This is a genomic window from Streptomyces sp. NPDC018610 (assembly GCF_044391765.1).
GTDB lineage: Bacteria > Actinomycetota > Actinomycetes > Streptomycetales > Streptomycetaceae > Streptomyces.
Genome location: NZ_JBISAL010000009.1, coordinates 373,927 through 388,972, shown reverse-complemented (window position 1 = coordinate 388,972; position 15,046 = coordinate 373,927). Strand labels below are relative to the sequence as shown.

General features: G+C 75.0%; 12 protein-coding genes and 1 pseudogene. 10 read left to right on the top strand and 3 right to left on the bottom strand.

Annotation, left to right across the window (positions count from 1 at the left end):
• The first annotated feature begins 167 nt into the window (after positions 1-167).
• Together ACH5A8_RS24445 and ACH5A8_RS24440 are read left to right on the top strand one after the other, a co-directional pair.
• Positions 168-728, top strand: coding sequence for a TetR/AcrR family transcriptional regulator (locus ACH5A8_RS24445; protein WP_399005332.1), 561 nt, complete (start codon positions 168-170; stop codon positions 726-728).
• On the top strand, positions 725-2,338 hold the full coding sequence (locus tag ACH5A8_RS24440) for a glycerol-3-phosphate dehydrogenase/oxidase (RefSeq protein ID WP_399005265.1): 1,614 nt from the start codon (positions 725-727) through the stop codon (positions 2,336-2,338). The genes ACH5A8_RS24445 and ACH5A8_RS24440 overlap by 4 nt, the downstream gene beginning before the upstream one ends.
• 114 nt (positions 2,339-2,452) lie before the next feature.
• Here the strand turns inward: ACH5A8_RS24440 and ACH5A8_RS24435 are convergent, their stop codons facing one another.
• Positions 2,453-2,980: a hypothetical protein gene (locus tag ACH5A8_RS24435; protein ID WP_399005263.1), complete on the bottom strand. Its 528-nt coding sequence runs from the start codon at positions 2,978-2,980 to the stop codon at positions 2,453-2,455.
• Between the two features lie 145 nt (positions 2,981-3,125).
• Positions 3,126-5,408: a catalase gene (locus tag ACH5A8_RS24430; protein WP_399005261.1), complete on the bottom strand. Its 2,283-nt coding sequence runs from the start codon at positions 5,406-5,408 to the stop codon at positions 3,126-3,128.
• A gap of 694 nt (positions 5,409-6,102) precedes the next feature.
• Here ACH5A8_RS24430 and ACH5A8_RS24425 point away from each other — a divergent pair.
• The 5 genes from ACH5A8_RS24425 to ACH5A8_RS24405 all read left to right on the top strand — a co-directional run bounded on the left by ACH5A8_RS24425 (position 6,103) and on the right by ACH5A8_RS24405 (position 9,461).
• Positions 6,103-6,798 (top strand): hypothetical protein, encoded by a 696-nt coding sequence (locus ACH5A8_RS24425; RefSeq protein ID WP_399005259.1) that lies wholly within the window; start codon positions 6,103-6,105, stop codon positions 6,796-6,798.
• On the top strand, positions 6,795-7,097 hold the full coding sequence (locus ACH5A8_RS24420; RefSeq protein ID WP_399005258.1) for a hypothetical protein: 303 nt from the start codon (positions 6,795-6,797) through the stop codon (positions 7,095-7,097). The genes ACH5A8_RS24425 and ACH5A8_RS24420 overlap by 4 nt, the downstream gene beginning before the upstream one ends.
• Entirely contained in the window at positions 7,094-7,858 is a 765-nt protein-coding gene (locus ACH5A8_RS24415; RefSeq protein WP_399005256.1) for a metallophosphoesterase, read from the top strand. Before ACH5A8_RS24420 ends, ACH5A8_RS24415 begins: the two co-directional genes overlap by 4 nt.
• A gap of 254 nt (positions 7,859-8,112) precedes the next feature.
• On the top strand, positions 8,113-8,577 hold the full coding sequence (locus tag ACH5A8_RS24410; protein ID WP_399005254.1) for a low molecular weight protein-tyrosine-phosphatase: 465 nt from the start codon (positions 8,113-8,115) through the stop codon (positions 8,575-8,577).
• Entirely contained in the window at positions 8,574-9,461 is an 888-nt protein-coding gene (locus ACH5A8_RS24405) for a fructosamine kinase family protein (RefSeq protein WP_399005252.1), read from the top strand. The genes ACH5A8_RS24410 and ACH5A8_RS24405 overlap by 4 nt, the downstream gene beginning before the upstream one ends.
• A 201-nt stretch (positions 9,462-9,662) precedes the next feature.
• Here ACH5A8_RS24405 and ACH5A8_RS24400 read toward each other — a convergent pair whose 3' ends face one another.
• Entirely contained in the window at positions 9,663-11,090 is a 1,428-nt protein-coding gene (locus tag ACH5A8_RS24400; RefSeq protein WP_399005251.1) for an alkaline phosphatase family protein, read from the bottom strand.
• A 411-nt stretch (positions 11,091-11,501) separates the two neighbouring features.
• On the opposite strand from ACH5A8_RS24400, the gene ACH5A8_RS24395 reads away from it, so the two are divergent.
• From ACH5A8_RS24395 to ACH5A8_RS24385, 3 genes and pseudogenes are all read left to right on the top strand, one after another.
• Positions 11,502-11,972 carry a hypothetical protein gene (locus ACH5A8_RS24395; protein WP_399005249.1) on the top strand — a complete coding sequence of 157 codons (471 nt, stop codon included), beginning with the start codon at positions 11,502-11,504 and terminating at the stop codon, positions 11,970-11,972.
• A 269-nt stretch (positions 11,973-12,241) separates the two neighbouring features.
• Positions 12,242-12,934 (top strand): GAF and ANTAR domain-containing protein, encoded by a 693-nt coding sequence (locus ACH5A8_RS24390; RefSeq protein WP_399005247.1) that lies wholly within the window; start codon positions 12,242-12,244, stop codon positions 12,932-12,934.
• 308 nt (positions 12,935-13,242) lie between these two features.
• Positions 13,243-15,046: pseudogene (locus ACH5A8_RS24385) on the top strand (SpoIIE family protein phosphatase); the annotation flags it as partial.

Sequence of the window (15,046 nt, the reverse complement as noted above, 5' to 3'; positions counted from 1 at the left end):
TCGGCTCCAAGGGCGTTACACTGTTACACATGACGCCTATTCGTCACAACGGTTCCGAGGGAGCCGGCGGTCCGGACGGCGCGGCGGGTCCGTCCGACGCGGCCCGCCCAGCCGGTTCGGCCGCTTCAGCCGGTCCCCCCGCTTCAGCCGGCTCGGCCGGCGATCCCGTGCTCGACGCCGTGCGCGACTGCGTCCTGGCCGTCGGCGTCCGCCGTACGACCATGACGGACGTCGCCCGGCGCGCGGGGGTCTCACGGATGACGCTGTACCGGCGCTGGCCGGACGTGCGCTCCCTGGTGGGCGACCTGATGACCCGGGAGTGGATCGGCGTGGCCACCCGGGCGATGCCCGAGCGCCGGCCGGGCGCCCGCACGCGCACGCTGATCGTGGACGGCCTGGTGGCGGGGGTGGCGGCGTTCCGCGCGCACCCGCTGTTCCGCAAGATCCTCGACGTGGACCCCGAACTGCTCCTGCCCTATGTGCTGGACCGGCGCGGCGCCAGCCAGGAGGCCCTGCTCGAACTGATCGCCGAGGGCCTGCGGGACGGGCACGCGGACGGGTCGGTGCGCCCCGGCCACCCGGCCCGCCAGGCGCGGTCCCTGCTGCTGGTCGTGCAGTCCTTCACCCTGTCGCTGCGCACGATGACCGACGAGGACGATCCCGAGCTGACCGACGAGGCCTTCCTCGCGGAACTGCGGATCGTCCTGGAGAGGACCCTGACGCCATGAACTCCGGCAGCCCCCTCGACGCGGACGCGCCCGGCGCCCCGGCCGGCGCGGTCCCGGGATCCTCGCTGACCGCCGCGCGCCGCGCCCGCGAGCTGTCCCGCACCGTCGGCGGCCCGGCCGTCGACGTGCTGGTGGTCGGGCTCGGCGCGACGGGCGCGGGCGCCGCGCTGGACGCCGCCGCCCGCGGCCTGAGCGTCGCCGCGATCGACGCGCACGACCTGGCCTTCGGCACCTCCCGCTGGAGCTCCAAGCTGATCCACGGCGGCCTGCGCTACCTCGCCTCGGCGCAGTTCGACGTCGCCCACGAGAGCGCGGTGGAGCGCGGGGTGCTGATGGAGCGCACCGCCCCGCACCTGGTCGGCGCACAGCCGTTCGTCCTGCCGCTGACCCCCCTGGTCTCCCGCGGCCAGGCCGCGCTGGCCTGGGCGGGCTTCCGCGCGGGCGACGGTCTGCGCCTGGCGGCGCGCACCGCCCGCGCCACCCTGCCGGCGCCGCGCCGGCTGTCCGCGGTGGAGACCCGCCACCTCGCGCCGGCGCTGCGCGGGAGCGGGCTGCGCGGCGGCCTGCTGTCCTGGGACGGCCGGCTGAGCGACGACGCCCGGCTGGTCACCGCCGTCGCCCGGACGGCGGCGGCGCGCGGCGCGCGGATCCTGACCCGGGTCCGCGCGCTGGAACTCACCGCGACCGGCGCCCGGGTCCGTGACGAACTCACCGGCGAGGAGGGCGAGATCCGGGCCCGAGCGGTGATCAACGCGTCCGGCGTGTGGGCGGGCGGCCTGGTGGAGGGCGTACGGATCCGGCCCTCGCGCGGCACCCATCTCGTGCTGCGCTCCGAGAGCCTCGGGCCCCTGCCCGCCGGGCTGCACATCCCGGTCCCCGGGGAGAGCAACCGTTTCGTCCTCGTGCTGCCCCAGGGCGACGGCCGCATCTACGTGGGACTCACGGACGAACCCGTCGACGGCGGGGTGCCGGAAGTCCCCGAGGTGCCCGAGACCGACGTCGGCTTCCTGCTCGACGTGCTCGGGTCCGCCCTGGACGTGCCGGTGCGCCGGGACGACGTGGTGGGCGCCTTCGCGGGGCTGCGTCCGCTGCTGGACACCACGTCGCGGGACGCGTCCGGCGGGGCGCCCCGGACCGCCGACATCTCCCGCAGGCACGCGGTGCTCACCTCGCCGGACGGTGTGATCACCGTGGTCGGCGGCAAGCTCACCACCTACCGGCGGATGGCCGAGGACGCCGTCGACGCCGTCCTCGCCACGGGCCGGCTCACCGCGGGCCCGTCCCCGACGGCCGCCCTGCCGCTGGTCGGCGCCGCGTCGCCGCGGGCCCTCGCCGCGCTGGAGGCCCCGCAACGGCTGGTGCGCCGCTACGGCACCGAGGCGCCGGCCCTGCACGCCCTCGGGGCCCGCGACGCGCGCCTGCGCCGACCCGTGCTGGACGGCCACCCCGTCACCCGCGCCGAGCTGGTGTGGGCCGTGCGTCACGAGGGGGCGCTGGACGAGGCCGATCTGCTCGACCGGCGTACCCGCATCGGCCTGGTCCCGGCCGACCGCACCGCCGCCCTGGACGCCGCGCGTCAGGCACTGGGCGAGGTGCTGGGGGCGCAGTGAGCCCCGGGGCGGGCGGACGCGACCGGGTCCGCCCGCGCCCGTCGTGAGGCCGCGGACCGCTCGGCGGGCGCTGGGTCCGCCGGGGCCCCGACGGCGCCGCAGGGTCTGCGGTGGTCAGGCGGCCAGGGCCGGGCCCTGCTCCAGGAGGTCCCGCAGTTGCGACCGGTGCAGGCCGGCGACCGGTGCGAGGAGGTCCGGGTGGCGCAGCAGCGCCGCGGCCCGGCGGTCCGCCTCGTCGGGGACGAGCAGCCGCCGGAACTCCACCGGGGCGAGCGTCGCGTGGGCGCCGCCGTCGAGCGCGGCCACCGCGCGGGCGGCCAGGTCCGGGTCGGTGAGCAGGCAGGCGGCCCAGCTGGCGACGACCTCGTCCACCCAGGTGCGCCAGGCGTAGGTGTCCGGGTCGCCGACCCCGGCGCCGTCCGCGCCGGTGGCCCAGTCCAGCCGGGCGGAGCCGCCGGGGCCGGACATGCCGACCAGGGCGGCGTCCACGGGCGTCGGGTAGCGCAGCCAGGCCGCGACCGTCACGGCCTGGCGCGCCTGCATCTCGCACAGGACGGACGCCAGCGCGCCGCCGGCGGACGGGTAGGCGCCGGTCAGCCATTGCGTGGTCGCCGCGATGAGGGGGGAGAGATCTTCGAGCACTGGTGGGCCGTTCGAGACGTTCCGCGGGCACAGGGACGCCCAAAACGGTATCCCGCGGCGCGTAAGCGGCGATATGGCCCGGGCCTCCTTCGGGGCGTGGCTTCAGCCACATCCGCCGAAGGAGGCCCGGGCCATGTGCGCGGGGTCAGGCCTGCGCGGGGAAGCGTTCCCAGACGCGGTGGGCGCCCAGGAGGCGGACGACCTGCTCCAGGATGCCGGTGCCGGCGTCCCCGACGACCACGCCGGGAGCGTCGGCGGGCACTCCGGCCGCCTCCAGGACGGCCTCGGCGCCCTTCCAGGCGCCGATCGCCTTGCCGTGCCGGAAGGCCTCGGACAGCAGCAGCGCGACCCGCGGGTCATGGGCGGCCTGCTGGACCGAGGAGAGGCCGGACTTGGCGTCCCGGGCGCCGTAGGCGTCGGCGCCGACGCCGGGGGCGCCGGCCAGCAGGACGGCGTCGAACTCCACCGAGCGGGCGGTGGCGTAGGAGCGCTGGACGGTCAGCGCGTTCGCGCCGTCGCCGAGCGTGCCGCCGGTCGGTGCGACGACCAGCGGGACCATGCCCTGGGCGAGCACCGCGTCGCGCACGGCCCGTACGCCGTCCAGGTCGCCGTCGGGGCCGGTGACGATGCCGATGATCCTGCCGTCGGTGGGCCAGGTGTGCCCGACCTGGGAGAGGGCGGGGCTGGGCTGGACGTCGGCGAGCGGCACGGTGGCCTCGGGCGCCGGCAGGCCGAGCCCGGCGGCGACCTCGGCGCACAGCTCGGGGTCGATGTTGGCCAGCACCTGCAGGGCGCGTTCCTTGACGGCCTGCTCGTAGCACTTGCCGAGCTCGAAGGTGTACGCGCCGATGATGTGCTCGCGCTCCACCGGGCTCATGCTGAGCCAGAACCGGCGGGGCTGGCTGAAGTGGTCGGCGAAGGACTCGGGCGCCTCGCGGACCTTCTTGCCCTCCGGGACCGTCACCGGCGTCTCGATGAACGCCCCGGTGTCCGCGCCCGCGAGGAACGGGCAGCCGCCGTCGAGGGAGTTGGGCCGGTAGGGCGCCACGCCCCGGTGCACGGCGGTCTGGTGGAAGCTGTCGCGCAGCATGTCGTTGACCGGGGCGTGCGGGCGGTTGATCGGGATCTGCGGGAAGTTGGGGCCGCCCAGCCGGGTGATCTGGGTGTCCAGGTAGGAGAACAGACGGCCGGCGAGCAGCGGGTCGTCGGTGACGTCGATGCCGGGCACCAGGTGGCCGACGTGGAAGGCGACCTGCTCGGTCTCCGCGAAGAAGTTGGAGGGATTGCGGTCGAGGACCAGCTTGCCGATCGGCTGCACGGGCGCCAGCTCTTCGGGCACGATGTTCGTCGGGTCCAGCAGGTCGATGCCCTCGAAGGTCTGGTCGGGGGTGTCGGGGAAGGTCTGGATGCCGAACTCCCACTCGGGGTAGGCGCCCGCCTCGATGGCGTCGGCGAGGTCCCGGCGGTGGAAGTCGGGGTCGACGCCGTTGATGATCTGCGCCTCCTCCCACACCAGGGAGTGCACGCCCAGCTTCGGCTTCCAGTGGAACTTCACCAGGGTGGTCTCGCCGGCCGCGTTGACCAGGCGGAAGGTGTGGACGCCGAAGCCCTCCATGGTGCGGAACGAGCGCGGGATGCCGCGGTCGGACATGTTCCACAGGGTGTGGTGGGTGGCCTCGGTGTGCAGGGTGACGAAGTCCCAGAAGGTGTCGTGGGCGCTCTGCGCCTGCGGGATCTCCCGGTCCGGGTGCGGCTTGCCGGCGTGGATCACGTCGGGGAACTTGATGGCGTCCTGGATGAAGAAGACCGGGATGTTGTTGCCGACCAGGTCGAAGACGCCTTCGCTGGTGTAGAACTTGGTCGCGAAACCGCGGGTGTCGCGCACGGTGTCGGCGGAGCCGCGCGAGCCCAGCACCGTGGAGAACCGGACGAAGACCGGGGTCTCCACGTCCTCGGCGAGGAACGCGGCCTTGGTCACCGAGGCGGCCGTGCCGTAGCTGGTGAAGACGCCGTGCGCCGCGGAGCCGCGGGCGTGGACCACGCGCTCGGGGATGCGCTCGTGGTCGAAGTGCATGACCTTCTCGCGCAGATGGTGGTCCTGGAGGAGCACCGGGCCGCGGGGGCCCGCCTTGAGCGAGTGGTCGGTGTCGTACAGACGGGTGCCCTGGGCGTTGGTCAGGTACGCGCCGCTCTGCGCCATGCGGGCCTGGTCCGCGCCGGTCGGCTGTCCGGTGGGCGAGACGGTGTCCGGTCCGGTCTGGTCCGGCTTGGGCGGCAGCGGGTCGTGGGGCTCCGTCGGCTCCGCCACGGTCGGCGATCCGGAACCCGGCTTGCCGGGGATGCCCTCCTCGGGTCCCGCGCCGTCGCCGCGCAGGGCGTCGGTGACCTTGTGGGCCACCTGCTTGATGGGGTTGTCCTCGCTGCTCATCGGTACCCGTTCCTCCGCTCCTGGCCGTGCCGCCGTCCGCGGCTCGGCCGTGTGCTGTCCGATCGCCGGTCTCCCTCGGCCGTGCCGGTCCTCACCGCCGCGCCCGAGCCTGAGGGGAAAGTCGACGAATAAAGAAGTAGACAAAGGCGTAAAACGCCATGAAAGGGCGTCCGCTCCGTCAATCTCTCACGGTGCGCGGCACGGCGCACGGGACGCACGACGTCGGGGTGAACCCCGGTCCGCGTCGCCACTTCATGCCCTCCTCACGTCGCCCGCCGCTCCGGCCGCCCCACCCCTGTACCCAGGCGGAGCCGCTCAAGCCCCGCGAACGGCACCTCCGTTGCGGTGACCGGCCCGCGGGGGCGCGGCCGGCGACCTGAGCGGTCGCCGCCATGCCGTCCCCGCCCCGATCCGCACCTTGCCCCCTCCCTCCGGCGCCCGCGCGACGAGGACCCGTGCCGAGCGGACCCCGCACGCCACCTGACCGGCGCGGACGGCGTCCGGCCCGCGGCCACCGGGGCCAGGCCGCGTCCGTCCGCGCCGGACCGGCACGCCGTGTCGATACGGGCACGCCGGGTACCCGCCGGGCACACGAGGCGTCCGGGACGCGCAGGCCGGCTGCGCCGGTGCGCGGCCGGCGGCGCCGCCCCGGGCCCGCGCCGTCCCGGGGTTCGATCCGGCGATTGGAGTGGGCATGGCACGCAACGGAGGCGACGCGGCTCCCGCCCGGCAGGCGGAGCCTGCCGGCCTTCGTCTGGCGGCGGGCGGGACGGGCGGCGGGGCCTCCTGCCACGGAGCGCCACCGCAGGGACAGCACCTGCCCCGCGACCGCAACCAGGCGATCCTGGAGGCGGCCAAGCAGGTCGGCACCCTCCTGAAGCGGAAGGGGCACGCGTTCGCGCTGGCTGGCAGCGTGGCCGCCTACGCGCACGGCGGCAGCGAGAACCTGCAGCACGACGCCGACTTCTGCGTACGCCGTGAGGACGGCGCCGCGGTGGCGGACACCCTGCGGGAAGGCGGCCTGACCGTCTACACGCCGCCGGAGGACTGGCTGATCAAGGCGAAGTGCTTCGACCAGGACATCGACATCATCTTCGAGCTGGCCCACCAGCCGGTGTCCCGGGAGATGCTGGAGAGGGCCGAGGAACTGCCGGTGGACTCGGTGCGGATGCCCGTACTGACCCCCACCGACCTGCTGTGGGGCCTGATCGCGGCCTTCTCCGAACACCACTGCGATTTCGGGGCCGTCCTGCCCATCGCCCGCGCGCTGCGCGAGAAGGTCGACTGGGAGCGCGTGCGCGGGGCCTGCGGCGACGAGCCCATGCCCGCCGCGTTCTTCTTCCTCCTCGAACGTCTGAACGTCATCGCTCCGCGGAAGGAGCCGTCATGAACGACCACGGGCAGGAGCAGGCCCCCGGCGCCCCGGCCGCCGGGAACGACGCGGAGGCCAACCTGGAGTACCGCGTCGCCCATCTGAGGGAACGGATCGCCGGCGGGCCCCTGGGCGAGCTGGGGGTACGGCTGGAGGTGCGCGGCGAGACGGTGCTGCTGACCGGCACGGTTCCCTCGGCGCACTGCCGCGACGACGTCTGCGGCCTCGTCGGCAGGGAGCTGGCCGGTCACCAGGTCCACTGCGACGTCGTCGTCGCCGACGCCACCACTCCCGACCACGCGGAGGACCTCGCATGATCCGGATAGCAGCCGTCGGGGACATCCACATGGCGCCCGAGACCCGGGGCACGCTGCGGCCCGCGTTCGAGACCCTGCCCGACGTCGCCGACGTCCTGCTGCTGGCCGGGGACCTCACCCGGCACGGCACCCCCGAGGAGGCCCGGGTGGTGGCCGACGAGATACGGGACCTGGGCGTGCCGGTCGTGGCGGTCCTCGGCAACCACGACCACCACGACGACCGTCCCGAGGAGGTCACCGCGATCCTGGAGGACGCCGGGGCGCAGGTGCTGGAGGGCCGCGGGGTCGTCGTGCCGTGCGGCGGGGCGCGCGTCGGCGTGGCCGGCACGAAGGGGTTCGGCGGCGGTTTCGTGGGACGCAGCGCGGGCGAGTTCGGCGAGCCGCTGATGAAGGAGTTCGTCCGCTGCAGCCGCCGCTGCGCCGACGGGCTGCGCACGTCGCTGGAGCGACTGGGCGAGCAGGGCTGCGACGTGCGGGTCGCGCTGACCCACTACTCCCCCGTCCCCGAGACGCTGGCCGGCGAGCCGCTGGAGATCTACCCCTTCCTGGGCAGCTATCTGCTGGCCGAGGCCGTCGACACGGCCGGCGCCGACCTCGCCGTGCACGGCCACGCGCACGCCGGTACGGAGAACGGCATGACCAACGGCGGGGTGCGGGTGCGCAACGTCGCCCAGCCGGTCATCGGACGGGCCTTCCACGTCTACCACGTGCACGAGCGGGAGCCGGTGCCGGCCGGAGCCTCGGGCGGGCACCCGGGCTGAGTCCCCGGGGACGGTGCGGATGCCGCCCCTCGGGGACAGTGTGGATACCGCCTGCGGGGGCCGGTACGGAGGCCGGCCCTCAGGGACAGTGCGGATGCCGCCCCGGGGGACGGTGCGGACACCGCCTGCGGGGGGCGGTACGGAGGCCGGCCCTCGGGGGCCGTCCGGAAGCCGGCCCCCGAGGCCGTCCGGAAACGACCGGCGTCCCGGGAAAGCCGGCGCGGGCGCGGGCCGTGCCGCCTACCCTGGAGCCCGTGCACATCTGTTTCGTCTGCAGCGGGAACATCTGCCGGTCGCCGTCCGCCGCGCTGGTCTTCGCCGAACACCTGCGCAGGGCCGGGCTGGAGCGGTCGGTGCGGGTCAGCAGCGCCGGCGTCGGACCGTGGCACGTCGGCGAGGCCATCGACGAGCGGGCCGGCGCGGCGCTGGCCCGGCACGGCTATCCGGTCGAGCACGTGGCCGCGCAGGTCGGCGCCGAGCACCTGGACGCCGACCTGTTCCTCGCCATGGACGCCGGTCACGACAAGGCGCTGCGCCGGCTCGTCGACGACCCGTCCCGGGTGCGGATGCTGCGCTCCTTCGACCCGGGGACGACGGACGACCTGGACGTGCCCGACCCGTACTACGGCGGCCCGGAGGGCTTCGACGAGGTGCTGGCCATGATCGAGGCCGCGATGCCGGGCCTGCTCGCCTGGGTGCGCGAGCGCCTGCCGTCATGACCGCCCCGGCCGACGAAGCGCCGGACGGACCGGGCGGTGGGACCGGGGCCGAAGTGGCGCGGCTGACGGGGTGTCCGGTGACCGCCGTGCGCCCGCTGTCCGCGTCGCTCGCCGAGGCGACGCTCGACGGCGGCCGGGTGGTGGTAGTCAAACGGGGCGCCGCGACGGGCGCGGTGCGCGCGGAGGCGGCGGGGCTGGCCTGGCTCGCCGACGCCGGGGCCGTCCGCGTTCCCCGGGTGCGCGGCGAGGACCGGCACCGGCTGGTGATCGACCGGGTCCTCACGGGCCGGCCCAGTGCCGAGGCCGCCCACCGCTTCGGCCGGGACCTGGCGGCGCTGCACGCGGCGGGAGCCCCGGCGTTCGGCGCGTCGCCGCCGGGCGGCCCCGAGGACGCGTACATCGGGCTCGCCCCCATGCGCAACGTCCCCGGCGGCCACTGGCCGGGCTGGTACGCCGAGCACCGGGTGCTCCCCTACCTGCGCCGTGGGGTCGACGAGGGCGCGCTGCGCCCGGCCGAGGCCGCCGTGATCGAGGGCGTCCTGGAGCGGCTGCCGGAACTCGCCGGTCCCGCCGAACCGCCCGCCCGGCTGCACGGCGACCTGTGGGACGGCAACGTCCTGTGGGGCGCGGACGGGCAGGTGTGGCTGATCGACCCCGCCGCGCACGGCGGCCACCGGGAGACCGACCTGGCGATGCTCCACCTGTTCGGCTGCCCTCACCTGGACCGGGTGCTGGCCGGTTACCAGGAGGCGGCGCCCCTCGCCGACGGCTGGCGCGACCGCGTCCCCCTGCACCAGCTCTTCCCGCTGCTGGTGCACACGGTGCTGTTCGGCCGCGGGTACGCCGGGCAGGCGGTCGCGGCGGCCCGCAGCGCGTCGGCGTGACCCCCCGGCGCGCGTCCGCCGCCCCGCATCGGGTCGTCCGGCGCCCTGCGGGCGCCCCGTTCGTCGTCCTCTCGGGGGACGACGTCGGGGACGCCCTCGTGCGGGTCGGACTCGTGCACGTGGCCGTCATACCGTGCGGGACGCGCCGGGAGACCGACGTGTCGTACGCGGTCGCACCTCGGGCGCCGCCGGGCCGTCGGCTCACAGGTGCGGTCGGCGGCCCCGTTCCTGGTGGGGGAAGCGCTGGTCGGCGCCGGGCAGCGTCGGCTCGGGCAGCGTCGCCACCTCCTCCTTCGCCTTCTCCAGCTGCTCCGCCGTGTCGGCGGGCAGCCGGGGCGGGCGCGGGCGGCCGTGCGAGAAGCGGAACGGGGAGGTGAAGTCGCCGAAGGTCTCCCGCCGCCAGTCGCTGATGTTCGGCTCCTCGACCCCGGTGAACCGCTCCAGGAACCGCAGCGCCGAGGTGTGGTCGAAGGCCTCCGTGGCGACCCAGCCGCCCACGGTCCAGGGCGAGACGACGATCGCCGGGACGCGGAAGCCGCCGCCGATCGGCAGGCCCTTGATGAACTCGTCGGGGGTGCCCTCGGGCGGGGTGGGCGGGGCAACGTGGTCGAACAGGCCGTCGTTCTCGTCGTAGTTGAGGATGAAGGCGGTCTTGCGCCACACCTTCGGGTTGGAGGCTATCGCCTCGATCTTCGAGGCGACGAAGTCCGCGCCGGCGGCCGGCAGGTAGTCGGGGTGCTCCGACTGGTGGCTGGTCGGCACGATCCAGGACACCGCCGGGAGGCGGTCGTTGCGGGCGTCGTCCTCGAAGGTGCCCTCCGGCTGGGGCCGTACGCCCCGCTCGTACAGGTCCGAGCCGGGGGCGGCGTTCCTGAACGCGGCGAACTGCTCCAGCAGGTTGCAGCCGTAGTCGTCGTCCTGCTGGTACACCTTCCAGCTGACGCCGGCGGCCTGCAGCCGCTCCGCGTACGTCGTCCAGCGGTAGGGCGTGGGCGCGGTGTTGTTGGTGATCGGGCCGCCGCGGGTGCCACCGGGATCGATCGTCCCGGTCATCCACATCAGGCGATTGGGCCAGGTCGGGCCGAACACCGAGCAGAAGTAGTTGTCGCAGACGGTGAAGGTCTCCGCGAGCGCGAACTGGAACGGGATGTCCTCGCGTGTGTAGTACCCCATGACGTAGGGGCCGTTGACGCCGTCGGCCTTGCGGTGCGCGGGCAGCCAGCGGTCCATCTTCCCGCCGTTCCACGCCTCGTGCTGCACCGCCCAGGCGTGGCTGGTGGACGGGATGGCCTGGGCGCTGGACCTGTGGGTGTCCAGGTGGAAGGGCAGCAGGTAGCCCTTGGGGTTCTCGGCGTCCGGCTGGTAGAAGACGGAACGGCCGTCGTCGAGCCTGAGCGCGTGCGGGTCGGCGAAGCCGCGCACCCCCGACAGGGTGCCGAAGTAGTGGTCGAACGACCGGTTCTCCTGCATCAGCAGGACCACGTGCTCGATGTCGCGCAACGAGCTGCGCCTGGGCGGCTCGGCGGCGACGGCCTTCTGGACGCTCGGCGGCAGCAGGGAGAGCGCCGCGGCGCCGCCCATCGCGCCCGCGGCCGAACCCAGGAGTCTGCGGCGTGTCAACTCGGCCATGAATACCCCTTCTCGGACGGAAGAAGCTCGCATGTGCCGGTCCGTCCGCGGGCGCGGTGCGGACCGCCGACCACTTTCTGCCCGCCGCGACGGCGCCGTCAGTGGCTGCGGATGAACAAGTGGCCAACGAGTGGGGCTTAGTTGGCCAATCCGTGACCGTCGCCATCGGGGCGTCACCCGGCTGTCGCCTCACCGTGGGAAAAGGTGGCCGCTGCATGGACCGACGCCGGGCCGCCGGGCCCGTGTACCGGTTTCGTCACCGAGCGGCACAGCCGACCCAGCCGTCGCCGCGCCCGGCCCGGACCGTGGTAAGAAATACGGCGAAACAGGCATGCCGGCGTACCGCTGTGGTGCGTCACCGGACATGCCGCGCCGGCCCGTCAGGGCCGCAGGGGGAAAGGTGTCACCGCAGTGAACCGCACACGCACAGCCGCCGTCCTGGCCACCGTCGGAGCCGTCACCGCCACTCAACTGGCCCTCGCCGGGGCCGCCTCCGCCTCGACCGTCGCACCGCGGAGTTCGAGCTGCCCGGTCAGCATCGTCTACCCGTCCCGCTTCTACGTCGACCACAACGGGTGGGTGACCGACGGCGGCCTCTACTTCGGCGTCAAGAGCAAGACCGCCAAGGGCTTCAAGAAGGTCACCTTCACCGTCACCAACTCCAGGAACATCCGCTTCAGCACGGCGAAGGCGACCGGCGGCAGGATCAGCCACCGCACCTCGCAGACCGTCTCCGTGTACACCTCGACCCTCAAGGGCAAGGCGAGCCTCGGCTTCCGGGTGCGCACGCACCTGCTCAGCACCCGCAGCTACAAGCTGAAGCTGGCGCTGCACGGCTCCGGCTGGAACTGCGCGGTCGACCAGGGCACGTGGGGCGCCTGACCGCACGGCCGCGCGCGGCGTCCTGAACACCGCGCGGCCCCGGTGCCCCGGCCGTCCGGCCGGGGCACCGGCGTCCTCGGGACCGCGCCCGGCCGTGCCCCCGCCTCTTGCCCGCCCCGCTCCGCGCCCCCGCACGCACGGCCCGGTGCACGCGGGGCATCGTGATCGACTTCCGGGGTATCGCACTGTGGGCGGGGTAGGCTGCGGATGCCGGAGACTGCGGGCGACGTCACCCTTGCAGGAGACTGGGAGAAGGGTGGTGCGGACCGATGGACTGGCGTGAGTTCGCCGAACAGATGGCGCAGCTCGCCCGGCGCCTGCTGGCCCAGGACTCCCCCCAGGCGACGCTCGAGGAGATCGTGTCGGCGGCGGTCGAGCTGATCGACGGCTGCGAGGCCGCGGGGATCCTCGCGGTGCGCAAGGGCCGCGCGGTGAGCCTGGCCGTGAGCGGGGACGTGGTCGAGAAGTCCGACCGGTTGCAGGGCGAGCTGGGCGAGGGCCCCTGTTTCGACGCCGCCCGCCGGGTGGACGGCGACCGGCTCTTCCGCATCAGCGACATGACCCGTCCGCAGCCCGCCTGGCCGCGGTACGCGCCGGCCGCCCGCGACCTGGGCATCGGCAGCATGATGGGCTTCCTGCTGTACACGGAGAACGAGGACTTCGGGGCGCTGGACTGCTACTCCTCCCGTCCCGGCGCGTTCACCCCGGAGAGCGAGACGGCCGGCTGGCTGCTCGCCTCGCACGCCGCCGTGGCGGTGGCCAGCGCCCGGACCGTCGACCAGCTCGAACACGCCCTGGAGACCCGGCACGCCATCGGCGAGGCCATGGGGATGCTGCGCGAACGCCACCGGCTGAGCGAGGACGACGCCTTCGCGGTGCTGCGCCGCATCTCCCAGCACCACAACATCAAGCTCCGCGACGTGGCCCAGACCATCCGCGACAAGGCGCCCGACAAGCCCTGAGGCGCGCCGCCGGCCCGCTCGCGCCTCCGCGCCCGTCGGCCCGCTCGCCGCCTGCTGGACCGGCCCGTCGCCGACCCGCCCCGCACGGAGCGCGCGCTCGCGGCCTCCGTGGCGCCCGACGACGGTCACCGGGTGCTGGCCGCCCTACGCGAGGCCGCGGCGGTCAGGACGCCCGCCCTGCCCCTGCCCGTGCGCACCGGCGCGGGCGACTGCGGCTGATCGAGTGCTGGACGTCGTACGCGGCGCCCGCGCCCGGGGCCTACCGGGTGAGCGGCAGCGTGCGGGGCCCCGGCGCGCTCGGCGACGCCGCGGCCGACGTGCTGCCCGACGGCGTGCTCTGCCTGGACCGGCTGGGCACGGTCGTCTACGCCAATCCGCGTGCCGCCCGGCTCCTGGGCCGGCCGCGGAAGCGGCTCGTGGGCCGCTCCCTGTGGGACTGCGCGCCGTGGCTCGACCATCCGGCGTACGCGGACCATCTGCGGGCGGCTCTGCTGGCGCCGGGGCCGGTGCACTTCCACGTCCGGCGGCCGGCCTCCGGCGACCGGACGGCCTCCGCCGACCCGCCTCCCGACGCCCTCCTCTCGGTGTCGGTCCACGCCGGCCCGGACGTGCTGACCTGCGTCGTCCGCCCGGCCGACCAGCCGGCGCGGACGCCCGTCGACGCCCGCGCCGAGACCGCCGCGACCACCGACGCGTCCACGGCCACGACCACCGCCGGCCTCTTCCCGGCCGCCGACGCGCCCTTCGACGATCCCGTCCCGGCCGCCGACGCGCGCGGCGGCTCATCTGTACCGGCCGATCGTCCTCGCCATCGCGCTGACCGAGGCCGTCACCGCACGCCAGGTGTCGGCCGTGGTCATGCGGGAGCTGCTGCCCGCGTTCGGCGGCGACCGGCTGGCCATCTACCTGCTCCAGGAGCGGCACCAGTACCTGGCCTGGGAGAACGGCTTCCCCAAGGGCTTCCTCATCCCCTTCGAGGGCGTGGGGCTGGAAGCCCGTGTCCCGGGCGTGGAGACGCTCACCACGGGCCGCCCGCTCTTCTTCGACTCGATGGACGAACTGGCGGCCCGCTACCCGGGGCTCGCGCTGGACGCCGAGGTGGGCTCGCGCGCGTTCCTGCCGCTGATCGCCTCGGGAACGCCCCGTCGGCTCCTGCATCCTCGGCTTCGACCGCCCGCGCGGCTTCAGCGGCGAGGAACGCACGGTCCTGACGGCGCTGGCCGGACTGATCGCCCACGCGATGGAGAGGGCCCAGCGCTACGACACCGAGGCGGACCTGGCGCGCGGGCTGCAGCAGGCGCTGCTGCCCCGGCGGCTGGCGACACACCCCGCGGTGTGCACGGCGGGGCGCTATCTGTCCGGCACCCAGGGCATGGAGGTCGGCGGGGACTGGTACGACGTCGTGGCGGCCGGGAACGGGCTCGCCCTGGTCATCGGGGACGTGCAGGGGCACGGTGTGCAGGCGGCCGCGACGATGGGGCAACTGCGCAGCCCGGTCAAGGCGTTCGCGCTGGGCGACCGTCCGCCCGAGGAGGTGATGAGCGGCACCAACCGGCTGCTGATCGACCTGGATCCCGGACAGTTCGCGAGCTGCTGCTGCCTCCGGCTCGACCCGGCCACCGGAGTGGCCCGGGCCGCCCGGGCCGGGCATCCACTGCCGCTGCTGCGCCACCCGGACGGCCGAACCGAGGTCTGCGACCTCCCCGGCGGTGTCGTCCTCGGGGTGGACGCCGACGCGCACTACCCGGTGGGCGAGCTGCGGCTGGAGCCGGGCGCCGTCCTGGCCCTCTACACCGACGGGCTCGTGGAGCGGCCCGGCGTGGACATCGACGAGGGGGTCGGCGCGCTGTGGGCGGCGCTGGAAGGGGCCGGCGCGCTCGCCGCGGGAGCGGCCGGACAGTCGCTGACGAGCGTCGCCGACCGGCTCACCGCGACGGCCCGGCACACCCCCGACCGCCCCGACGACATCGCGCTCCTGCTCGCCGTGGGCCGCCCCGGCCCCGGCGGGGGGGGGCCCCGCGCGCGACCCGCCGCGGGCACCCGCGGCCCCCGCCCCACACCCCCCCAGGGGGGGGGGCCGGGCCCGCCGCCGGGGGGGCCGGCCGGGGGGCA